The sequence below is a fragment of the Kosakonia quasisacchari genome (assembly GCF_004331415.1).
In the GTDB taxonomy this organism is placed as follows: Bacteria; Pseudomonadota; Gammaproteobacteria; order Enterobacterales; family Enterobacteriaceae; genus Kosakonia; species Kosakonia quasisacchari.
The window spans coordinates 99097-121510 of record NZ_SJOP01000014.1 but is presented as its reverse complement, the minus strand read 5'-3'; the positions used below and the strand labels follow the sequence as shown (position 1 = coordinate 121510).

General features: G+C 52.4%; 23 protein-coding genes and 1 pseudogene. 11 read left to right on the top strand and 13 right to left on the bottom strand.

Annotation, left to right across the window (positions count from 1 at the left end; all coding sequences use genetic code 11):
* The 3 genes and pseudogenes from E0L21_RS25415 to E0L21_RS25410 all read left to right on the top strand — a co-directional run.
* The coding region (locus tag E0L21_RS25415; RefSeq protein WP_131411267.1) for an RHS repeat protein at window positions 1-1990 on the top strand (1990 nt) is incomplete at its 5' end.
* 786 nt (window positions 1991-2776) lie between these two features.
* Window positions 2777-3011, top strand: a pseudogene (locus E0L21_RS16235) (RHS repeat protein); the annotation flags it as partial.
* Entirely contained in the window at window positions 3000-3512 is a 513-nt protein-coding gene (locus tag E0L21_RS25410) for an anthrax toxin lethal factor-related metalloendopeptidase (RefSeq protein WP_328590668.1), read from the top strand. The pseudogene E0L21_RS16235 and the gene E0L21_RS25410, both read left to right, overlap by 12 nt.
* Before the next feature lie 130 nt (window positions 3513-3642).
* On the opposite strand, the gene dmsD is transcribed toward E0L21_RS25410, so the two are convergent.
* From dmsD to E0L21_RS16205, 6 genes are all read right to left on the bottom strand, one after another.
* Window positions 3643-4254 (bottom strand): Tat proofreading chaperone DmsD, encoded by a 612-nt coding sequence (dmsD, locus tag E0L21_RS16230; RefSeq protein ID WP_131411265.1) that lies wholly within the window; start codon window positions 4252-4254, stop codon window positions 3643-3645.
* Between the two features lie 40 nt (window positions 4255-4294).
* Window positions 4295-5152: a dimethyl sulfoxide reductase anchor subunit family protein gene (locus tag E0L21_RS16225; protein WP_131411263.1), complete on the bottom strand. Its 858-nt coding sequence runs from the start codon at window positions 5150-5152 to the stop codon at window positions 4295-4297.
* Between the two features lies 1 nt (window position 5153).
* The gene (locus E0L21_RS16220) at window positions 5154-5771 is read right to left on the bottom strand and encodes a DMSO/selenate family reductase complex B subunit (RefSeq protein WP_131411261.1); all 618 of its coding nucleotides are present in this window, start codon (window positions 5769-5771) and stop codon (window positions 5154-5156) included.
* Window positions 5772-5781: 10 nt separating this feature from the next.
* On the bottom strand, window positions 5782-8220 hold the full coding sequence (gene ynfE, locus E0L21_RS16215) for a selenate/tellurate reductase subunit YnfE (protein WP_131411259.1): 2439 nt from the start codon (window positions 8218-8220) through the stop codon (window positions 5782-5784).
* Window positions 8221-8371: 151 nt separating this feature from the next.
* Window positions 8372-8653 carry a DUF1161 domain-containing protein gene (locus E0L21_RS16210; protein ID WP_131411257.1) on the bottom strand — a complete coding sequence of 94 codons (282 nt, stop codon included), beginning with the start codon at window positions 8651-8653 and terminating at the stop codon, window positions 8372-8374.
* A gap of 92 nt (window positions 8654-8745) precedes the next feature.
* Window positions 8746-9657, bottom strand: coding sequence for a LysR substrate-binding domain-containing protein (locus tag E0L21_RS16205; protein WP_131411254.1), 912 nt, complete (start codon window positions 9655-9657; stop codon window positions 8746-8748).
* Window positions 9658-9763: 106 nt separating this feature from the next.
* Between E0L21_RS16205 and E0L21_RS16200 the strand changes: the two genes are divergently transcribed.
* Together E0L21_RS16200 and E0L21_RS16195 are read left to right on the top strand one after the other, a co-directional pair.
* Entirely contained in the window at window positions 9764-10402 is a 639-nt protein-coding gene (locus E0L21_RS16200) for a LysE family translocator (RefSeq protein WP_131411252.1), read from the top strand.
* 79 nt (window positions 10403-10481) lie between these two features.
* Window positions 10482-11192 carry a YnfC family lipoprotein gene (locus E0L21_RS16195; RefSeq protein ID WP_170312069.1) on the top strand — a complete coding sequence of 237 codons (711 nt, stop codon included), beginning with the start codon at window positions 10482-10484 and terminating at the stop codon, window positions 11190-11192.
* A 19-nt stretch (window positions 11193-11211) separates the two neighbouring features.
* Here E0L21_RS16195 and speG read toward each other — a convergent pair whose 3' ends face one another.
* A complete protein-coding gene (gene speG / locus E0L21_RS16190) occupies window positions 11212-11772 on the bottom strand; it encodes a spermidine N1-acetyltransferase (protein ID WP_131411248.1) in 561 nt (186 codons plus the stop codon).
* A gap of 53 nt (window positions 11773-11825) precedes the next feature.
* Window positions 11826-12164 carry a DUF1283 family protein gene (locus E0L21_RS16185; protein WP_016496191.1) on the bottom strand — a complete coding sequence of 113 codons (339 nt, stop codon included), beginning with the start codon at window positions 12162-12164 and terminating at the stop codon, window positions 11826-11828.
* 147 nt (window positions 12165-12311) lie between these two features.
* Between E0L21_RS16185 and E0L21_RS16180 the strand changes: the two genes are divergently transcribed.
* Both E0L21_RS16180 and E0L21_RS16175 read left to right on the top strand, forming a co-directional pair.
* Window positions 12312-12638 carry a YnfA family protein gene (locus tag E0L21_RS16180; RefSeq protein WP_097406813.1) on the top strand — a complete coding sequence of 109 codons (327 nt, stop codon included), beginning with the start codon at window positions 12312-12314 and terminating at the stop codon, window positions 12636-12638.
* A 526-nt stretch (window positions 12639-13164) separates the two neighbouring features.
* On the top strand, window positions 13165-14628 hold the full coding sequence (locus E0L21_RS16175) for a mannitol dehydrogenase family protein (RefSeq protein WP_131411245.1): 1464 nt from the start codon (window positions 13165-13167) through the stop codon (window positions 14626-14628).
* A gap of 65 nt (window positions 14629-14693) precedes the next feature.
* On the opposite strand, the gene ydfZ is transcribed toward E0L21_RS16175, so the two are convergent.
* From ydfZ to ydfG, 3 genes are all read right to left on the bottom strand, one after another.
* Window positions 14694-14897 (bottom strand): putative selenium delivery protein YdfZ, encoded by a 204-nt coding sequence (gene ydfZ, locus E0L21_RS16170; protein WP_017456687.1) that lies wholly within the window; start codon window positions 14895-14897, stop codon window positions 14694-14696.
* A gap of 167 nt (window positions 14898-15064) precedes the next feature.
* Window positions 15065-15751, bottom strand: coding sequence for a GntR family transcriptional regulator (locus tag E0L21_RS16165; protein ID WP_131411243.1), 687 nt, complete (start codon window positions 15749-15751; stop codon window positions 15065-15067).
* 89 nt (window positions 15752-15840) lie between these two features.
* Entirely contained in the window at window positions 15841-16590 is a 750-nt protein-coding gene (gene ydfG / locus E0L21_RS16160; protein ID WP_131411241.1) for a bifunctional NADP-dependent 3-hydroxy acid dehydrogenase/3-hydroxypropionate dehydrogenase YdfG, read from the bottom strand.
* Window positions 16591-16776: 186 nt separating this feature from the next.
* Between ydfG and dcp the strand changes: the two genes are divergently transcribed.
* The 3 genes from dcp (at window position 16777) to E0L21_RS16145 (ending at window position 19963) form a co-directional block, all read left to right on the top strand.
* Window positions 16777-18822 (top strand): peptidyl-dipeptidase Dcp, encoded by a 2046-nt coding sequence (gene dcp, locus E0L21_RS16155; protein ID WP_131411279.1) that lies wholly within the window; start codon window positions 16777-16779, stop codon window positions 18820-18822.
* Between the two features lie 444 nt (window positions 18823-19266).
* Window positions 19267-19485, top strand: a complete 219-nt coding sequence (locus E0L21_RS16150) for a hypothetical protein (protein ID WP_007374905.1) — start codon at window positions 19267-19269, stop codon at window positions 19483-19485.
* 49 nt (window positions 19486-19534) lie between these two features.
* The gene (locus E0L21_RS16145) at window positions 19535-19963 is read left to right on the top strand and encodes a hypothetical protein (RefSeq protein ID WP_131411239.1); all 429 of its coding nucleotides are present in this window, start codon (window positions 19535-19537) and stop codon (window positions 19961-19963) included.
* 596 nt (window positions 19964-20559) lie between these two features.
* Here E0L21_RS16145 and mgtS read toward each other — a convergent pair.
* Together mgtS and ftrA are read right to left on the bottom strand one after the other, a co-directional pair.
* On the bottom strand, window positions 20560-20652 hold the full coding sequence (gene mgtS / locus E0L21_RS16140) for a protein MgtS (protein WP_131411237.1): 93 nt from the start codon (window positions 20650-20652) through the stop codon (window positions 20560-20562).
* Between the two features lie 109 nt (window positions 20653-20761).
* On the bottom strand, window positions 20762-21766 hold the full coding sequence (ftrA, locus tag E0L21_RS16135; protein ID WP_131411235.1) for a transcriptional regulator FtrA: 1005 nt from the start codon (window positions 21764-21766) through the stop codon (window positions 20762-20764).
* Window positions 21767-21833: 67 nt separating this feature from the next.
* On the opposite strand from ftrA, the gene E0L21_RS16130 reads away from it, so the two are divergent.
* On the top strand, window positions 21834-22247 hold the full coding sequence (locus E0L21_RS16130; RefSeq protein WP_131411233.1) for a rhodanese-like domain-containing protein: 414 nt from the start codon (window positions 21834-21836) through the stop codon (window positions 22245-22247).
* Window positions 22248-22414: the final 167 nt, after the last annotated feature.

The following is a 22414-nucleotide window of genomic DNA, read 5'->3' as shown; positions in this document are numbered from 1 at the left end:
CGTGGTGACCACGTATTCATATGAAGCCGAAACCCAGCGGCTGGTGGGTATTAAAACCGAACGCGTGACAACGACAAAAGTGCTGCAGGATTTGCGCTACGAGTACGACCCGGTGGGCAACGTGCTGGTGATTACTAACGATGCCGAGGAGACCCGTTTCTGGCGCAATCAGCAAGTCGTTCCCGAAAACACCTATACCTACGACAGCCTGTACCAGCTGGTCAGCGCCACCGGGCGCGAAATGGCCAGTGCGGCACAGCAGAACAGCAACCGGCCTGATTTCACCTCCTTCGATAACGCCACCTACACGAACTACTCCCGCACATATACCTACGACAACGCCGGTAACCTGACGAAAATTCAGCACAGCGCCCCGGCCTCCGGCAATAACTACACCACCAGCATCACCGTCTCCGACAGCAGCAACCGCGCGGTGCTCAGCACCTTCACCGAAAATCCGGCGGATGTGGAGGCGCTGTTCACCGCCGGCGGCCAGCAGAAACAGTTGCTGCCCGGTCAGTCGCTGGTATGGACGGCGCGACAGGAACTGCAGAAAGTCACGCCCGTCACCCGCAACGGCGAACCCGATGACAGCGAAAGTTACCGCTACGACGCCAGCAGCCAGCGCATCGTGAAAGTGACTTCGCAACTGACCGGCAACAGCACACAGACGAAAAAGGTGATTTATCTGCCGGGTCTGGAGCTGCGCAACAGCACAACCGAAGAATTACAGGTGATAACCGTCGGCGTTGCCGGACGCGCGCAGGTGCGGGTACTGCACTGGGAAAGCGGTCAGCCTGCCGGAATTGCTAATGACCCGATTCGTTACAGCTACGACAACCTTACCGGCAGCAGCGCGCTGGAAGTGGACGGCAGTGGCGAACTTATCAGCCAGGAGGAGTATTACCCGTATGGCGGCACAGCGCTGTTTGCCGCGCGCAGCCAGCTGGAAGCGGATTACAAAACGATTCGTTATTCCGGCAAGGAGCAGGATGCAACGGGGCTCTATTACTACGGTTACCGCTATTATCAGCCATGGGTGGGGCGGTGGCTTTCCGCTGATCCGTCAGGCAGCATAGATGGTATAAACTTGTTCAGAATGGTGCGAAATAACCCTGTCAGATTTTATGATGAGAACGGGTTTGTTGCGGACGATGTTGTCAAAGAGGCTTATTACAATATGCTTACTAAAGGAAGAATGTTCAGCGACTATATTGAGGAAGAACCGGAGGATATTGACGATGCACTTGATATTATAGCCCTTCAATCCGGACGTAATCTTGACAGGGTATTAGCACATTTCAATGAACCTGCCGAAGGCTCACTAGAGTCGGATTTTTTGGAAAAATTTAACTACACACCTTTTAATGTTACACATCATTCGGATAAAGATTTTTCAAGCTTTGACGGAAGCGTGCATTTTTTATCTCGCCATCAGCTTGAGCAACAAGGAATAGAATTTAATGCAGAAAATACTGATGCTTTAGATATAGGCTTGCTGGGAACCACGCATTTTGCTTTTTTTTCTTTAGGTCTAAAGAGTGAGATGGGAAAAGGGAAAAGTCGGTTTGGCAACGTGGGGTATCATATTAGTTATGAAGCACTGGAAGAACATAAAGAATTTTCGCTTTTACAAACTCACGACATCCTTGATCCACTTGAACGAGAAGAGCTTTCCGAAAGGAAAAGAGCATTTTTTACTACCGAAGAAGATTTTGAGGAGTTCAGTTCCAGTTTGGGATGGAACTTTAATGATGACGAAGGAGAAGCTACTGTTGGTTCAATCTATTACGGTAAAGACATGAGTGAAGGGCTCAGGTTAACAGTGGTAAATGATTTTAAAAAACTGGGAGAAGGGACAAGGAAAAAACTTCAAAGTGAAGTCGCCAGTGATATAAACAGCGTGGTGCAGACTTTTTATCGTCCTCAGTTACTTGTTCCCGGAGGGATAAAAATACAAAAACACCACTACAACATCATACATCATTGATCTCGTGAGATACGCGAACATTGTTTCTATCTTAATGATATGAATCGACATTTTATCCTCGTTATGGGCGTGCGCCTGGATTTTATGTAATGAGCTTCTGCTGATCTATATCGTTTGTACACCCATGGAAAGGGCGCCCGGCACATTTCCCGCCAGTACAGGGTTTAGAGGGTGTAAGTCTGGCGGGAAGTAATGAACAGACGGCGTGGCATCACGCTGGCTGGCTCTCTGTTGTCACAGCTCGATCGTCGGTTGCAAAACGTTCCGGACTTCCCATCCAGATTGCCGTCGCAGATCTGGCGCATAGTATTTCAGCCGCGCTAGTTTATCGACTCCCTTGCTTGCCTTCTGCTCTTAGTGGTCATGATGGCCATCAGAACCGCTGTTTTGCTGAAAATAGAATAAAGACAAACATAATGGGAGGGAAAATAACAAGCAGCTTTTCAATCGGATTAAATAATCGGAATGAGCTGATTTTGCGTTTTTTTCTATATATGCTCTAAAAGCTTTTGGGGTGTTGGTTGCCGGGCAAAGTTGATGGAGGCTTCATCTCGTTTCAGCCTTTGGATATTATTTTGTTATTAATGTATTTTATTTCTATAGTGACTGCGTCGCTATTATACTTTTATGTAAATATCATGGTTCTGTTTTATTTTTCTCATTATGGATTTATTCATTTCTCATAGCGTTTTTAAAAAACATCCCGGATAAAAGTAACGCCTGCAACCTATACTTTTCGTGTAACCGAGGGTTGCATTAAGCACAAACGTCTATGAGAAAATGTTAATGAGCACATCCCTTTACAGTAAAAAAAACGTCAGTTGCGGTGCTTGATAACCGAAGCCTAACGGTGCGCGACATTGCGTATCACCGCCATCCGGACACCACCGACGAGCGCATCACCCGCCATCAGTTTGATGTGCGTGGCCAGCCGTCACAAAGCGCTGACCCGCGTCTGTATGCCGCCGGGCTGGCGAACTTCAGTTATCTCCACGACCTTAATGGCACGGTGCTGCGCACGTATCCGAGCCGAAGTCATTTAAAAGGTGTAACGCCGCGGGGATGGCCTGAGGGTGTTACATGGGATACCGTCCCAGGCCTTGGCGCGTTGGGACAAGGGGCTGATGCGTCGATTCATCCTGATGAAACGATTGTTGCGGTAAGCCGGAATGAACAAGGCGCGTGGTCACTTGCGGAGGGGCACAGATCAACAAATTTAGTTTTGCATGAATACGCGCATGCTCTGGATCGCAGTTTTGGCGAAAAGGCTCAGATGGGCGAAACAGGCGCGGGTGATATTGGCGATTTTTTGAGTAGACGACGTAGTTTTGTTTCCGTCTGGGAACAGGATTTAGGACACACCGATCCGACATCTGACGATAATTATTATTGGCAAGGTGGCAGTGAAGCTGGTGCCGAAGAAGCTTTTGCTGAAGGGTTTAGCAATCTCTATTCAGGAACTAATTTTCATAATTGGCCAAATATAAAGACCTATATTTCTCATAAGATGCAGCAACTCTGATGGGCAATTTATAAGCGTCGATGCAAGATGGATTTATTTGACCTGATAAATGGCGTGCAGCGGATAATCTTTAATTACTTACACTGTTTTCCCCCAAGCGGAACGTCCAAAGACGTTCCGCTTGGCATTTTCAGCGAAACAGCGGTTTTTGCGCCACCGGAATAAGCAACTGTGATTGCCACTCCGCCAACATAAGCCGCGCAAGTTGCCCCAGCGCGTTGAAAAACGGGTGCTGTGCGTTATTACCGAACTCGGTAAGAAATCGCCCGCTCCATGGCAGCAGATGCCAGGCCAGTAATTGATCGCAGGCGGTGTGATTGCCTTGCTCCGCCAGCCACGCCGCCATCAGCAGCAAGGTACCGAAGTGATCTTCCGGCTCGTTTTGCCCGGTATCGAACGCGATATTGTTGTCGCGCATCCACTGACGTAGCGCCAGCGTCGAGTCGCCAAACAGTACGCTCTCTTTATCCAGCCATACCGAACCCCACGGTGGTGCGGGCAGCGCCCACGGGCCGATAAACAACCGTTGCCAGGCCTCATTTAGCGGCTCGTCACAAGGTTGCGCGAACGCGTCTGCCAGCGGAATCAGTGCCTCTTCCGGTAATGGCCATTGTTCCAGCCACTCGCGGTTGCGTAGCGCGGCGATGAGCGGCGCGGACGGTTCGCTCTCTGGTGGATAGTAAAACAGCGCGCCCAACACGCGGGCGGTAAAAATAAAGGACTCGCGGGTTGTATCAGTCATGGTTTCTCCCGAAAAGCGCGGGTTTCCCCGCGCACTGTGATTAACCCGCGACGGCAACGCCAACGGTCATATGCAGGCCGTAAAACAGGCCACGGCCAATGATTTCACCGGCGACTACCAGCACAACGCCCGCCAGCAAGCTACTGGCTTTCGGCTGTCTGCGCATCACCAGCGGACAGATCCAGCAACCGAGCCCAAGGACGACCAGCAATAAGCGCACCACCTGCAGCAGGCCATAATCCGGTACCAGCGCGATCGCTTGCTGCACTGAGCTGTGGGTTTCGCCAAGCTGCATGCTCTGCAACATCACCACTGCAACGCTTGTGATAAGTGCCGCAACGCTGATGGTGGCAAAACGCGAGGCTGGAAAGCGCATGCCCGCCAGACGCAGCAGCAACGCCGCCAGCAGCGGCCCACCCGTCAACATGGTGAGGAAAAAGGCGGCGGTGGTGTAGCCGTTATGCCAGGTCGGCACGGTATCAATCTGGTAAACCCGCGTCATCGCCCAGACAAACAGCACCCCCAGCACCATGCTAACAATCAGCCAAGTGCGCCCCAGCGCGGCGGGGAGTTTGCCAAGCCAGGCCAGCAGCCACCAGAAACCGCCGACGGCAAAAAACAGCGAACCAGCGGCAATTTCATTACTCAGTGACGATGCGCCAATACGGTTCAGCGAGTTAAACGCACGCAGCGGTGAACCGAGGTGCATCATCGAGGCGATAAAACCGATGCCCATCAACACCCAGAGCAAAAACTGGCTGCGGACAATCCGCATCTGGCCGATATTGTCGTCTTTGGCGTTCATCCAGACGAAGCCAGTAACAATCAACCCGCCTGCCACGCACTGGCCGAGCACCGTAAACAGAACCAGCGGCCATTCATGCCATCCGTTTCCCATCTCACACCTCCTGCGGGTTTGCCAGATAGCCGGTGGTATCACCCGTCGGGCGGCTGTTGGCGTTTGGTTTAATGACAATATTGGGCTTCGTGAAGTGCGAGGCCGGAAGCGGGGCGATAGCGGAGAGTTCGCCATGCTGCTTACGCAGTTCGTCAATCGGGCCGAAATCGAGCGCGCGTAGCGGGCAGGATTCCACGCAGATTGGCTTTTTACCCTCGGCGACACGCTCATAACAGCCGTCGCATTTCGTCATATGGCCTTTTGCCGCGTTGTATTGCGGCGCGCCGTATGGGCAGGCCATATGGCAGTAGCGGCAGCCGATGCAAACATCTTCGTCCACCACCACAAAACCGTCTTCCCGTTTATGCATCGCACCGCTCGGACAGACTTTGGTGCACGCCGGATCTTCGCAGTGGTTGCAGGAAATCGACAGGTAGTAGGCAAACACGTTTTGCTGCCAGACACCGTTATCTTCTTGCCAGTTCCCGCCGGCGTACTCATACACGCGGCGGAAACTGACGTCCGGGGTTAAGTTTTTATAATCTTTACAGGCCAGTTCGCAGGTTTTGCAACCGGTGCACCGGGCAGAATCGATAAAAAATCCATACTGGGTTGTCATCGGCTACTCCTTAAACCTTTTGAATGTCGACCAGATTGGTGTGCTGCGGGTTGCCTTTTGCCAGTGGCGAAGGGCGGTGCGTGGTCAGCGTGTTCATACAGCCACCGTGATCGACGCGATCGCCGTCCATATTGGCCTGATGCCAGGCCCCCTGGCCCATCGCGCTGACGCCCGGCATGATGCGCGGCGTCACTTTCGCGGCGATACGGACTTCTCCGCGTTCGTTAAAGACGCGCACCATATCGCCCTGTTTGATCCCACGTCGTTCAGCGTCGATCGGGTTGATCCACACCTCCTGGCGACACGCTTCCTGCAGCACATCAATGTTGCCGTAGCTGGAGTGGGTGCGCGCTTTATAGTGAAAACCGAATAATTGCAGCGGGAATTTCTCACGCACAGGATCGTCCCAGCCTTCAAACGTTGAGGCGTAAATCGGCAGCGGGCTAATCACTTCGTCTTTATCCAGCTCCCAACTTTTGGCAATTTCCGCCAGCTTGCTGGAGTAAATTTCAATTTTGCCGGAGGGGGTTTTCAGCGGGTTGGCGATCGGGTCGTCGCGAAATTTTTTATAGGCGACAAAATGGCCGTTCGGATCTTTGCGCTTATAAATGCCCATTGCTTTCAGGGCTTCATAAGAGGGCAGTTGCGGATCTTTGGCGACCATTTTGGCGTACAGGTATTTCAGCCACTCTTCCTGCGTGCGCCCTTCGGTAAATTTCTGGTAGATATCCGGCCCCAGGCGACGAGCGATTTCGCTGGTTATCCAGTAAATCGGTTTACGTTCGAACTTCGGCGCGGTGACGGGCTGGAGGAAAATCAGGTAGCCCATGTTCCCGGCATAATCATTGGGGATGATGTCTTCCTGTTCAACGGTCATCAAATCCGGCAGCAGAATGTCGGCATACATGGCGGATGAGGTCATAAAGTTCTCAATGACCACAATCATTTCGCACTTGCTGTCGTCCTGCAGAATGTCGTGAGTGCGGTTGATGTCACCATGCTGGTTGGTAATGGTGTTACCGGCATAGTTCCAGATGAATTTAATCGGCACATCAAGCTTATCTTTGCCGCGCACGCCGTCGCGTTTGGCGGTCATCTCCGGGCCACGCGCGATGGCATCGGTCCAGGTAAAGCAGGAAATCGAGGTTTTCACCGGATTTTCCGGCATCGGCATCCGTTCAATGGTGATGGTGTAGGTGGATTCGCGCGCGCCGCTGTTACCGCCGTTGATGCCGACATTGCCGGTGAGGATCGGCAACATGGCAATGGCGCGTGAAGTCAGCTCGCCGTTTGCCTGGCGCTGCGGCCCCCAGCCCTGGCAGATATAAGCCGGTTTGGCGCTGCCAATTTCCCGCGCCAGTTTGATGATTTTATCGGCCGGAATACCAGTGATACGCGATGCCCACTGCGGGGTTTTGGCGATACCGTCTTCGCCCTGGCCGAGAATATAGGCTTTGTAATGGCTATTAGCAGGGGCATCCGCAGGCAACGTTTTTTCGTCGTAGCCGACGCAATATTTATCCAGGAACGGTTGATCAACGAGATTTTCGCTAATCAGCACCCACGCCATACCGGCAACCAGCGCAGCGTCGGTGCCAGGACGAATGGGCACCCACTCATCTTCGCGCCCGGCTGCGGTATCGGTATAACGCGGATCGATAACGATCATCCGCGCATTAGAGCGTTCACGTGCCTGCTCAAGGAAATAGGTAATGCCGCCACCGCTCATGCGGGTTTCCGCCGGGTTGTTACCGAACATCACCACCAGTTTGGTGTTTTCGATATCCGAGGTGCTGTTGCCGTCGTTAGCGCCGTAGGTGTAAGGCATCGCACAGGAGATTTGCGCGGTGCTATAGGTGCCGTATTGGTTGAGAAAACCGCCGTACATCGCCATCAAACGGGCAATAATCGAAGCGGAAGGGGAAGAACGGGTAATGTTGCCGCCGACAATACCGGAGGAGTAATTAATGTATACCGCTTCGTTGCCATATTTTTGCACCACGCCTTTCAAACTGTTGGCGATGGTATCCAGCGCTTCATCCCAGCTTATACGTTCAAACTTACCTTCGCCGCGTTTACCGACGCGTTTCATCGGGTAGTTCAGGCGATCCGGGTGATTAATACGGCGGCGAATAGAACGCCCGCGCAGGCAGGCGCGAACCTGGTGATTGCCGTAGATATCGTCACCGGTATTATCGGTTTCGACCCAGTAGACTTCATCGTCACGGACATGCAAACGCAGCGCGCAGCGGCTACCGCAGTTGACCGAGCAGGCTCCCCACACCACTTTGTCTGGCGCGGGTTGCATTGCTTGTTGCACGGCGGCGGCGGCAGATCGCATGCCAAAGGGCAGAGAAAAACTCCCGGCGGCCAGCGCAAGCGACCCTAAAGCAGTGGATTTCACCAACGTTCGTCGGCTGATCCCTCCCTGGTGTTCAGTATCGGACATAGCTCACTCCATTATTATTTATAATAAAAAGAAATTACCTGGCGTATTAAAAGCAGGCTAATGAAGTGAACATGTTAATCATTAGGAAGTAGAAGAATCTTAAGCGTGATCAAAGGGAAGGGAATCCCCCTGAAATTAAGGGGGATTTGATTTACTGCGTGCCAGCGCCTTCTTCGCTCTGGGAAGCAGCGCCGCTGTTGCGGGTGTAGAGAATTTTGTAGGTGTCATTGGCGCAATGACCGACGACCTGCGAACCTGCCTGGTCAGCCTGATCATTAGGCACGATGGTCAGCGTAAATCCCGTTTCCGGGACGCCATTATTAATAATACGTTGCTGAATATCGGTTTTAACCCGTTCACATGAATCCGGCGCGGCGAACGCCGGTAGAGAACTCACCAGCAGTAATGCGCAAAGCCAACGTGAATAGTGCATCCTCGTCTCCTTCTGTTTTGTCTGCTCTAAGCTTAGCATCTGAGATGCCCACAAAAGGTAAATATCTGAATCATCTGAATAAGCCGTTATCGTTATTTTAATAACTCCACCTCTGGCGGAAAATAGACCGGTACGGCGGCGCACAGAAATTCGCCGAGATGATCGATATTCTTTTTGCGCGGCGAATCTTTTGGCCATACCAGCCAGTAACTGTCGCCAGTGTTAATTGCTTTTGGGAAGGGGAGCGTGAGCAGATTTTGCGCCAGCGCGGGCAGGCTGAGCAGCAGATCGCCGACCGCCACGCCATGACCACCGATTGCCGCCTGGTAGGCTTGTTCCAGCGTGTCAAAAACCGCGCCGCCGCCAAGAGCGAGTGTGGGAAATAAACCGCTTCCTGCCTGCCAGCGCCGCCAGTCGCGGCGATCGCGTGAAGGGTGAATCAAGGCGCAACTGGCCAGTTCGCGCTGCGCCAACGCTTTAAGCGCCGGGGCACAGAGCGGGATCAACCACTCATCAAATAAACGCAGGCTTTGCGTGTACTCACCAAAGTGGCCGTTGCCCAGCAGGATGGCGCAATCGAAAGGCTCTGTGCGGAAATCGACGGTGTCGATATCCATCCATACGCTGCTGATCTCCACCTGTGGCGTACTGTGTTGCTGGCGAAAGGCGCTCAACACGTTTAATAACCAGCGCATTGTCAGCGTCGACGGGGCTTTGAGCCGCAGTTGATGCTGGTGGCTGCGCAGTGTCTGGCAGGCATTTTCCAGTTGCAAAAAACCGTCCTGTAAACGAACGGCCAACTGGCTTCCTGCCTCGGTAAGCCAAATTTTTGGGCCATGGCGTTGAAACAAACGACATCCAAACCACTCCTCAAGCGTACGGATATGGCGGCTGACTGCCCCGGGCGTGACATTGAGAAAAAGGGCCGCCTGGCTAAATGATGCCATTTGCGCGGCAACGGTAAATGCCCGTAATGCGTAAAGTGGTGGCAGGTTTTGATTCATCTGTTCGTTATCCATTGTGAGTTTTTTGCATAGCGAACGGCAGTTTAACTCGTTTTTCAGCCCAGCGCTTTCTGGTGATACTCCGTTAATACGTAAAAGGAGTGAGATGATGGGTTCAATTAATGTGGTGCTGCTGGGAACATACATTGGTGTGGTACTAACCTTGCTGGTAACGCCCGGGCCGGTGGTGGCGCTGGTGTGCGCGGCAGCGGCGCGGGGCAACCACGCGCGTGCGTTTTTAACGCTGGCAGGCACTAATCTGGCCTCGTTGGCGCTTATTGCGTTGGCGGGGTTAACGCTGGCAGGCGTTGTTACGCTTTCGTCCAGGCTACTAAATCTGGTAGGACTGGCCGGTTCGCTCTTTATTGCGATTACTGCGGTGCAAGCATTGCACGCTTTGCGGCGAGAAAAAGGCAAAAAAATTTCCCAAAATGGCGGGCAAGGCGGGTTTGTTGTGGGCTTTATGACAGCCATCGCGAACCCGAAGGATATTCTGTTTTTTATCGCTTTTTTCCCGCAGTTTACCGGCATTACCGGCGAGTTTTCCGCCAGTATCACGCTCCTTACTGCTATCTGGGTGGTGCTGGATTTTAGTGTTTTAACGCTCTATATCCTGGCTGTAAAACGTTGGCTACCGACGAAACAGAGTGGGCGTTTTGCTACCTTCTCGTCATTGATTTTATTGCTGATAGGCGTGAGTGGCGCTGGCTATTCGCTGCTGTTAATCGTCAATAGCCAGGCATAACCACAAAGAAGTCATTGCCCTAAGTTATAAAGCTTTTGCTAATATAAGCGCATTACAAAAGAAAAATGTGGTGAACCCATTGAAAAAACAGCTGTTACTTATCTCTCTGGCAGTGGCGCTTGCCGGATGTGATAAGCCGAAGGGACCTGTTTCATTCACGCCAGAAATGGCTAGCTTCTCGAATGAATTCGATTTTGATCCGTTGCGTGGCCCGGTTAAAGATTTTAGCCAGACGTTGCTTAACGACAAAGGTGAAGTCACGAAACGCGTTACCGGAACGATGTCGAAAGAGGGATGTTTCGATACGCTTGAACTGCACGATCTGGAAAACAACAGCGGCGTGTCGTTGGTGCTGGATGCTAACTACTATGTCGAGGCGGAATCGCAGGAAAAACGTCTGCGTTTACAGGGCAAATGCCAACTGGCGGAGTTCCCCTCAGCAGGCGTAACCTGGGACACCGACGATAACGGATTTGTGGTTCGCGCAACAGGCAAGGAGATAGAGGTCAAATACCGCTATGACGATGAAGGGTATCCGCTGGGGAAAACCACGGCATCGAAAGACGCGACGTTGTCTGTTGTGTCTACGCCTTCGAAAGATAAGCGCAAAAAGCTCGATTACACCTCTGTCAGCACGCTGAACGATAAGCCGCTGGGCAATGTGAAACAGGCCTGTGAATACGACAGCCATGATAACCCGGTGAGTTGCAGCCTGGAGATTGTGGACGAAAGTGTTACGCCACAGGTGACGCACAAATACAGCATCAAAAACACCATCGAGTATTATTGATGCCGCTGACCACCGTGCTTTATTGCGCGGTGGGTTTCAGTAGTGTCGGGCCGCTTGTTTTGTGGTTTTCAAGGTACTGCTGCTGGAAAATACACATGCGAATGGTGTTGCGGTACTCACCGTTAATAAAGAACTCATGGATCAATTCGCCTTCGACCATAAATCCCAGCTTGCGGTAAATGTGAATCGCTTTTTCGTTCTCTTTATCAACAATCAGATAGAGCTTGTACAGATTGAGTACCGTAAAGCCGTAATCCATCGCCAGCTTCGCCGCTTTTGATGCCAGCCCTTTGCCCTGAAATTCCGGGGAGATGATTATCTGAAACTCTGCACGGCGGTGAACATGGTTGATCTCCACCAGTTCCACTAACCCGGCTTTTTCGCCATCGCACTCGACCACAAAACGGCGTTCGCTTTGATTGTGAATATGCTTGTCATACAGGTCAGAAAGTTCAACAAAGGCTTCGTAGGGTTCTTCAAACCAGTAACGCATGACGCTGGCGTTATTATCCAACTGATGAACGAAGCGTAAATCCTCACGCTCGAGCGGGCGCAGGCGGACGGTATAAGCGTCACTCATGAAAAATCCTTTTATTTAAACCGGAAGTCGGGCGCAGTGCGCGCCCGGAGTGGTTAGCGAATTTGCTGTCCGGTGCGACGATCCAGACAACGCAAGGTGTTGGGTTCCCAGTAGGCGTTGAGGTTGCTGCTTTTCTGGCATTTGTCCTGCGCATCAAACGCGACATCGGTCTTATCCCACTCTTTTTCCACGCGTTTGTTCACTTTGTTGCGCAGGCTGCGGGTGTCATTCCATTGCTCTTTTTCCATCGCTGCGGATTGGCGGCTTTGCGCGTTATCGCCAGATTCAATCACCAGACGGTTGGTTTCGGCCAGTGCGGAGGTGGTGTACACGATGGCACCCAGCGTCAGCATTGCGGTGAGGCACAGGCGTTTGCTAAGTGTTTTAGTCATTGCGATTTCCTTAATTGGGGGAGAAATAAGATGCCCATATGACTCTATTCTATGCGATCTCAGCCACACGGGATAGCCAGCCGGGACTCACTCTCAGAGCATTATCAGGTATGATAGTTCAACCAAGTTTGAATCAACGTGCCTCTGATGCTGAAAACAACACTCCTGTTCTTTGCCACTGCGCTGTGTGAAATCGTCGGTTGCTTTTTGCCCTGGCTGTGGCTAAAACGCGGCGCCACGCCACTGTTACTTATTCCCGCGGCGTTCGCACTCGCAATGTTCGTCTGGTTGTTAACATTGCATCCGGCGGCGAGTGGGCGCGTTTATGCGGCTTACGGCGGCGTGTATGTTTGCACCGCGTTGATTTGGCTACGTGTGGTCGATGGTGTCAAACTCAGTGTTTATGACTGGCTCGGGGCGCTCATCGCCATGTGCGGAATGTTGATTATCGTTGCTGGCTGGGGACGCGCGTGATGTACGCCGTTTTCGACACTCGGCGTGTTCTCATACGCCATTTTCTCTTGCGATAATTTCGCTCTGTTAGCACGGTTTGATTAACCACCGAGGCGGTATTCGGCTCGCAAACTACTTTAGGCGCAGGTGATTCTCAAGAGGTAGGGCGCGGCTACAGATTTTGGCCCAGTGGGATTTTCTGCATGTGACCGCTTCAGAAAGCGGGTAATCATGAAGTTCATCGCTAGCTAACTGATTGATTTACCCTTCGAACTTTTCATGCGCGTTGCTCGTGAACGCGGTTGTACTATTTTTTAAAACGTCTCTTCCCTCGCCGCCACACAGCCTGCGCAATCGCGTCAACTCAGCTCATTCATGCTGAATCCATTTATTGCTTTAACCGCAAAGGTCAGTGGGAGTGTTTTTGAAATATTTGGTTACCATTCTAGTTAGTGTAGTCCGCAAATCCTGTCGCAAATCATAGTCTGGTTTACGCCAGTCCGTAATCTATTGAACCACTGTTTCACTTAATAAGATGAGTCTCACCATGGAAAACAGGCTATTAACGGCGAAAGCCACGTTACCCAAGTATGATCGTAACAAACTGGTTGCGCGTATTGTGCACCTTGGTTTTGGCGCGTTTCACCGCGCGCATCAGTCAGTTTATGCCGATATTCTTGCCGCAGAGCATGACAGTGACTGGGGCTATTGCGAGGTCAATTTGATTGGCGGTGAGCAGCAAATTGCCGATCTCAAGCAGCAGGATAACCTCTATACCGTGGCGGAAATGTCTGCCGATGCGTGGACTGCGCGCGTGGTCGGCGTAGCAAAACGCGCGTTGCACGCACAAGTGGATGGCCTGGAAACCGTGCTCGCTGCCATGTGTGAACCGCAGGTTGCCATTGTTTCGCTGACCATCACCGAGAAAGGCTATTGCCACTCTCCGGCGACCGGCAAACTGATGCTCGATCATCCGTTAATTGTCGGCGACCTGCAAAACCCGCAGCAGCCAAAATCGGCCGCGGGCGTGGTAGTGGAAGCGTTGGCGCGCCGTAAAGCCGCCGGGTTACCGGCGTTTAGCGTGATGTCCTGCGACAACATGCCGGAAAACGGCCATGTCACCCGTAATGTGGTCTGCGCTTACGCGCGAGCGGTGAGCGCAGAATTGGGCGACTGGATTGAGGCCAATGTGACGTTTCCGTCAACCATGGTCGACAGAATAGTTCCGGCTGTGACGGCCGAAACGCTGGATAAAATCGAGCAACTGACCGGTGTGCGCGATCCCGCAGGCGTGGCCTGTGAGCCGTTCCGCCAGTGGGTGATTGAAGATAATTTCGTGGCGGGTCGTCCGGCATGGGAGAAAGCAGGTGCCGAGCTGGTGGTGGATGTCGTGCCGTTCGAAGAGATGAAACTGCGCATGCTTAACGGCAGCCACTCCTTCCTGGCGTATTTGGGTTATCTGGCGGGTTATCAGCACATTAACGAGTGCATGGAAGACGAGAATTACCGCCGCGCAGCGCATGCGTTGATGTTAAAAGAGCAAGCGCCAACGCTTAAAGTTCAGGGTGTGGATCTGGCGCATTACGCCGACCTGCTGATCGCGCGTTACAGCAATACCGCGTTGCGTCACCGCACCTGGCAGATTGCCATGGACGGTAGCCAGAAACTGCCACAGCGTATGCTGGATTCTGTGCGCTGGCATTTAGTTCATCAGCGTGATTTCTCCCTGCTGGCGTTGGGAATTGCTGGCTGGATGCGCTATGTCGGCGGCGTCGACGAGCAGGGGCAAGCGATCGAGGTGTGCGATCCGCTGCTGGCGGTGATTCAGAACGCGGTTAATAGCAGCGCGGAAGGCGAAGCGCGTGTGCAAGCACTGCTGGCGATTGAGGCGATTTTTGGCAATGAATTGCCGAAAGACGCGACTTTTGTCGCTCAGGTGAAAAAAGCCTATCTGACATTGCTTGAGAAAGGCGCGAAAGCCACGGTGGCACAGTACGCTGTAGCACTTTAACTGCGAATCTTTAACTCAATACTGAAACAGTGAATGCCGCCGCGGCGGCATTCTTTTTTAACAAATTAGTGCAAGCCAAGACGAATCAGTTCAACCGGTTCGAATTTACCTTCGCAACCTTCTACTTCCACTGTTTTGCTACGGCGCAGTTGCGCAGGGTTTAGCCCCTCGGCGTGAATAGCGACGATTTTGCCGGTGCGGCCAGTGCCATTAATCATCACGCGCGTCCCGGTGGTGATAGCGTTACGGTTACGATCATACGTCATCATGGTAGTTTCTCCTTATTGAAATCCGTAAAACGAAACGGGGCAGAAGATGTCCCTGAAATGGACGCCTTATAAATACGCCCCTGAGCCGATGAGTTTTTGTTTTTGATCAAAGTCACACTTTTTTGCGCGAAAAAATGTGACCTGGCGGAGATAAGAAGGGAGAAACGTTATTCTTCGCTGAACCAGTCGCGATTTTCCTGGCGGATGGTCTTCACTGACTCGCTAATTTCCTGCAAATGCAGCGTCATAGCACGATCAACGGCGTCAGCATCGCGTTTTTCCAGCGCGGCGAAAATATCCATATGCTGGCGCAGCAGCATCTCCGGCGGCGAAACATGATCAAGGCTCATATAGCGCACGCGGTCGATGGTAGCCTTGATGTTTTCGATAGTGTCCCACGCCAGTTGGCAGTCGGCGATCAGTGCCAGTTTGTGGTGAAAGTTATCGTCCAGCTCGAAAAAGTCATTCAGTTGCTTACGCTCAATAGCGGTACGCTGCTGATTAAGATTTTGCTCCAACTGGTAACAGGCGCTGTCGTCAATCATCGACGCAGCGCGGCGGGCGACGGCACATTCAATGGCCTGGCGAACAAAGCAGCCATTACGTACCTGCGTCATGGAGATTTTATTGACGTAGCTACCGCGCTGCGGGCGGATTTGGATCAGCCCGTTTTCTGCAAGCTTAATAAAGGCTTCGCGTACTGGCTGGCGTGAAACGTCAAACCGCACCGACACCTCTTTTTCGGACAGCGGCGTGCCCGGTGGGATCAGGCAATGGACGATGTCCCGCCGTAAAATGCGGTAGATTTGTTGATTGACGGGTTGTGTAGGGTTGAGTTGCGTTTCAGCGGCCATTCGCTCTTACTTTTTAAAGGGTTAACCTGTCTACCATACCATTAATTTGGCGTGCATCCCATACCCGGCCCGCAGGCCGGGCGGGAGAATTACCCTTCGCGGTGTACGCTAAGACCGGCATATGTCTGGCTTACAGGCATCATTTCAAGGGTGTTGATATTGACATGCTTCGGCAGTGTGGCAACCCACCACACCGCTTCGGTAACGTCTTCTGGCGTCAGTGCAGTGGTGTTCTCGTAAGTTTTCCCGGCTTTCGCGTCATCGCCTTTAAAGCGCACATTCGAAAATTCGGTGCCGCCCACCAGCCCTGGCTCGATATTGGTCACGCGCACGGCGGTGCCGCTGAGGTCGGTACGCAAGTTCAGGCTGAATTGCCGCACAAAGGCTTTGCTCGCGCCGTAGACGTTACCGCCTGCATAGGGCCAGTTCCCCGCAGTGGAACCGATGTTGATCACGTGGCCGCGATTACGCTCAACCATGCCCGGCAGCACCGCGCGCGTCATATACACCAGGCCTTTATTGTTGGTGTCGATCATGGTTTCCCAGTCGTCGACATTCGCTTTATGTGCTGGCTCCAGACCTAACGCCAGGCCTGCGTTGTTAACCAGTACATCTATATTGCGCCACGCGGCGGGCAGGGCAGAGATAAACTCGTCAATCGCCGCGCGGTTACGGACATCCAACTGTGCGGTATAGAGGTTATCGCCCAGTTCGTCCTTCAGTTCCTGCAAACGCTCCTGACGGCGGCCTGTGGCAATCACTTTATGGCCGTTCTGAATAAAACGGCGTGTAATACCTTCGCCAAAACCCGCAGTTGCCCCGGTAACCAGAATAATCATCTCACTGTTCCTCAACGCTTTTTGTGGTGTCGCGACATAGCATGCACCGCTTTATAGCGGTAACACAACTTATCCCGCATACAGTGTGGCAAAAAACGCAGGCTAATGCGCGAAAGCAGAGAAATGATTGCGATGCGCGCGGCGGATGCCTACTCTGAGATGAATTACCGCATTCAGGAGCGAAATATGTCGGTCACTAATCCTTTCTTTTCTGCCAGCACATTGCCTTACCAGTCTCCGCCTTTCGATACGATTACCCAGGAGCACTACCGCCCAGCGTTTGATGAAGGCATTCGGCAAAAACGCGTTGAAATCGCCGCTATCACACAAAACCCGGCGCCAGCGGATTTCGACAACACCCTGCTGGCGCTGGAACGCAGCGGCGCGCTTCTCACGTATGTCACCAGCGTCTTTTTTGCCATGACATCAGCCCATACCAATGACTTTTTACAGCAGTTGGACGAGGCGTTTTCTACCGAGCTGGCTGAGCTGGCGAACGATATTTATCTCGACGACGCCCTGTTTGCCCGCGTGGAAGCGGTATGGAAGCAGCGCGACGTGCTGTCTCTGGACGCAGAATCCTTGCGTCTGGTGGAAACCACCTATCAACGCTTTGTGCTGGCGGGCGCAACACTGAGTGTGCAGGACAAAACCACGCTGAAAGCGTTGAACACCGAATCAGCCACCCTGACGAGCCAGTTTAACCAGCGGCTGTTGGCGGCGGACAAAGCCGGCGGGCTGGTGGTGGATTATGCCCATCAGCTTGATGGTTTGAGTGCAGAAGAGATTGCCATTGCTGCCGAGGCAGCAAAAGCCAAAAGGCTGGAAAACCGTTGGTTGTTGTCATTGTTGAATACCACCCAGCAACCGGCGCTGGCGGCTTTGCGCGATCGCCAGACGCGTGAAAATCTGTTTAACGCGAGCTGGCTGCGAACGCAAAAGGGGGATGCCAACGACACCCGCGCTATTGTGTTACGCCTTGTGCAATTACGCGCTAAGCAAGCGAAACTCCTTGGGTTTGCCGATTTTGCCAGCTGGAAGATTGCCGATCAGATGGCGGCAACGCCGCAGGCTGCGCTGGACTTTATGCGTAATATCGCGCCCGCCGCGCGTGCCCGTGCCGAGCGAGAGCTGGCCGATATCCAGCAGGTCATCGATACGCAGCAGGGCGGTTTTACCGCGCAAGCCTGGGATTGGGCGTTTTATGCCGAGCAGGTGCGTTTGGCGAAGTATTCGCTGGATGAATCACAAATCAAACCGTACTTTGCGCTCAATACCGTACTTACCGACGGTGTTTTCTGGGCCGCGAGCGAGCTGTTTGGCCTTCGCTTTACTGAACGGTTTGATATTCCTGTCTATCACCCGGATGTTCGCGTATGGGAAATTTTTGACGCGGATGGTGCCGGGTTAGCGTTGTTCTACGGTGATTTTTTCGCTCGCGACTCAAAAAGCGGTGGTGCGTGGATGGGCAACTTCGTCGAGCAGTCCACGCTCAACGGCACACAACCGGTGATTTACAACGTCTGTAATTACCAGAAACCTGCGGCCGGTCAGGTGGCGTTGCTTTCCTGGGACGACGTCATCACTTTGTTCCATGAATTTGGTCACACCCTGCATGGGCTGTTCGCCAGCCAGCGCTACGCCAGCCTCTCCGGCACCAATACGCCGCGTGATTTTGTCGAGTTCCCGTCGCAAATCAATGAGCACTGGGCCAGCCAACTGCAGGTGTTTACGCGCTATGCCCGTCATCATCAGAGCGGTGAGGCGATGCCGGACGCACTGCGCGAGAAAATGTTACGCGCCACGCAGTTTAATAAAGGTTACGACATGACCGAACTGTTGAGCGCCGCGCTGCTGGATATGAACTGGCATGCGCTGGCAGACGGCGAGAACGTAAGCGATGTGGAGAGCTTTGAGGCGCAAGCGCTGCGCAAAGAGCATCTCGATTTGGCCGCGGTTCCGCCGCGTTATCGCAGCAGTTATTTTGCCCATATTTTCGGCGGCGGTTATGCGGCGGGCTATTACGCTTATCTGTGGACGCAAATGCTGGCAGACGATGGCTACCAGTGGTTTGTGGAGCAGGGCGGTTTAACGCGTGAAAACGGGCAGAAATTCCGCGAGGCGATTTTGTCGCGTGGCAACAGCGAAGATCTGGCGGCGCTTTACCGCCAGTGGCGTGGTCACGATCCTGAGATAGAACCGATGCTAAAAAACCGGGGATTGAGTGAATAGCGCGAGAAAATTGCTTTAAAAACTTACATAACCCGCTGGAGCATTGACCTGAATATGCCCGGCAAATAACGTGGACGTGGTGATGAATCCCCCTGCGCGGAGGGGCTACCAGTCATACCTTTTTGGGGTGAAAGCGGGTTCTGCGGGCTGGAGCAGGCTCACCGGGAGGCACCCGGCATCACCGTAATCTGCATCGCCAGAGGCTTTTTTTTCTTAAAGGCCTCTGGCGTTTTTCTTAAATCACCACGGCTCAAATCCCTGTTTTTACCCATTTCATTTATTAAATTGTGGGCGAGTTCACACTTCCTGGCGTAGCGTTATCCTTCTCATTAAGCCAAATTAAAGAACCTGATTTTACAGCTTAACATTCTGTGGCATTACGCAGGCATTGAGAAAGTGGCTGTGCTAATGTCGAGTGCTATTTAAGCAACTGAGGTAACCGACATGACCAAAAATGTAGTGGTAATACGCGCCGGTGGTAAGGTTGAAAACGTGACCGTGGAAGATAATGCAAAATCGGTCACGTTTAAAAATGAGCAAAGCTCTTTTCTGGAAATCCCAATTGAACCCTGGGAACTGGACGGAGAAACCTTCCTCGTTGCCCGATTTTCTGACCTGGTCAGCCAGCAGGAAACTGAACAAGCCATCCGGAAATTCTACTGATCAACAACCGCCTGTGGGCGGTTTTTTTATGCAGTTCGCGGAGGTGTAAATGGCAAATGAACGTGAAGTCTCAGAGGCCGCGACGAAAACGGTCAGCACACAGGATAGCGCCTTATCGCATCTGGTCTCCTGCGCTAATCTTGGCGCAGGTATGGTGGTGACGTTGGTTGTCGGCGGCCAGGTGGTGGCGGGTGAACTCGTTTCCGGGCAGGAATATGCGTTATATACCGCGAAATCTATTCGATCTATTCAGGGGGATGATGCGTCGCTGAAAAATTCCATCGCGCTTTTCTTTGATGATCTGGCTAATGATTATCGCGTTGAAGAAGGTCACGATATTCCGCTTAATTATTTACATATTAAAGATCCGTCGTGGATGACGGGAAATGGCGGTTGGACGAGCGTAAAAGGGACAATATTACGCGTTCATATTGCTAAAGTGAGCGGCTTTTCTTTAGGGAAAGCGAAAAATGCCTGAATTAAGGTAATTAAAAGGGCCTCAAATGAGGCCCTTCCTATAACACTTGTTTTGGCCACCGCCTTCTTCGGAGTACGGGTATACAGGATCTGGCTGTAAGTCTTGCGCCACAAACCGAGCAAATGGCCCCATGAGGCATGCGTTGACCCGGGCAGAATGTGGTAAATAAAAACTTTTGGCTGCTGCAAACCGGGCATTTAAATTTGATATTGGGGATAACCCCTCCGGCCTGTGAAATGGAGATCCGACGTTATCACAAACTTTATACGTCGAAAGATATATCTTCTGTAATTTCAATAGCAAAAGAGAATTTTCAGCAGAAAAACGTTTCGATGAAACCCGTTTCAGCTGTGAAGCGAGCGGGCGGCGTTCTCCGCTTGTTTAGGTTTTATTGAGGAAAGCAGTGCTAGATTGGTTAGCAGTCCGTTAACCTGCCGTTTGAGTTAGCGCGTAGAACAATAGCAATCTATCCATGCAAGCATTGACCGCCTTTTAAGGGCGGTTTTTTTTGCCTGTTTGTCCTGGACGTACAAAAAGAAATGGCCCCTTACGTTTTTTCGCAAGGGGCCATATCGGCGGGGGATTATCAGCGATCATCAATCATCCCATTTGTGGCTGAAATAAGCAGCAAGGAACCCGGAAAAAAGGATAACGCCCAGTACTGCGATAAAAACATGCATATTTGCCATTGTGTTAACTCTCCCTTTAATTAACCAATTTGCCTCTCTAACCTTAATTGGTGGCTGCGATGGAGAAATAATAGCCAGGTAAATATTAATAAAAGATGAACCGTGTTAATTATTTCGCGATAACGGTAAATTTTTTGCGGTAGGCCGCCGGAGATATTCCACGCTGCTGCTGAAAATGGTGGCGCAGTGAAGCCGCAGTGGCGAATCCACTGTGCCCGGCAATCAGCTCAATGCTCATTCGTGAGTGAATCAGTAAATCCTCAGCCCGGCGTAATCGTTCCTGCAAAATCCAGCGTGCGGGAGTGGTTCCGGTTGATTCTTCGAAACGGCGCAAAAATGTACGCGGGCTCATACCCGTTTGTTTCGCCAGCGACGCCACCGTGTGGTTGCCTGCTAAGTGTTGATGAAGGAAATCGAACAACTGTCCCAACTGGCGACTCTCACGCGTGCGGGCAACCGGGCGCTGAAGCTGCTGGGTTTGTGAGCCATCCCGGTGCGGCTGCACCACCAGCCGCCGGGCGACATTATTAGCGACGTCAATACCAAAATCTTCGCGCACGATGTGCAGGCACAAATCAATCCCTGCTGCGCTGCCCGCCGAAGTCATCACATTCCCTTCATCGTAATAGAGTGCGTCATCCAGCACGATAATTGCCGGATAGGCTTCCCGTAGTATGTCCGTATAGCGCCAGTGCGTTGTCGCTTTGCGTCCGTTAAGCAAACCGGCTGCGGCCAGTACAAACACCCCGGAACAGATGGAGATCACGCGGCAGCCGCGCTGCCAGGCATTGTACAGCGCGTTGCATAATGCGGGCGGTACGGGCATCTGCGCGCCGCGCCAGCCGGGAACTACAATGGTATCTGCGTTGTTGAGTAGCTCCAGCCCGCCTTCCGCCATCACACGGATACCGCCCGTCGCCCGTAATTCACCTTCATCCACTGCGGCAACGGTAAAGGTGTACCAGTTATCGCCAAGCTCCGGGCGCGGTAAACCGAAGATCTCAATGGCGACGCCAAATTCAAAAGTACACAGCCCATCATAAGCAAGCGCGACCACACGATGGCGGACAGGAGCATGTCGTGAAGTTGTCATTATCCTGGTGTTATCTGGCATAGAAGGGGGCAGCGAGGTTGTCCTGTGTTAGTTAGATTAGTGTTAACACAAACAAGGAGAAAAGACGATGAGCTACGTAAGCAATATCCCCGCTGCATCGCCGGAAGAGGCCGCCAGCCATTTCCAGCACCGCCTGAGCGTAGAAACCGACTGCGCCGATGTCCATCACGCTATTACCCATCACGAGCAGGATTTTGTGTTATTGCATGTGGTCGGCAGTGCGCAGAGTTTTGCCCGCCGTCACCTGCCGGGGGCGGTGCATTTGCCACATAGCATGATGACCGCAGAACGCATGGCCCGCTGGCCTGCGGATACGCTGTTTGTGGTCTATTGCGCTGGACCACACTGCAATGGTGCCGATCGCGCTGCGCTGAAACTGGCGCGCCTGGGGCTGGCGGTTAAAATCATGATTGGTGGCATCACCGGCTGGGAAGATGAAGGTTTTACTTTTGCCAGCGGCGAAAGCGAAGCGGACTTCTGATCCTTGTATTCATCTTTCACGGTGACATGTTGAATTTTTCTCATGTGCCGTGAAATTTTCTCGGTTGCTGTTTTTCCTGCCCTATGACATTTTGTTTGGATGTTTAGCCGTCCAGACGTCTAAAAATTCAAATAATGAATTATCACGTCTGGAAATCATTTCCCGGC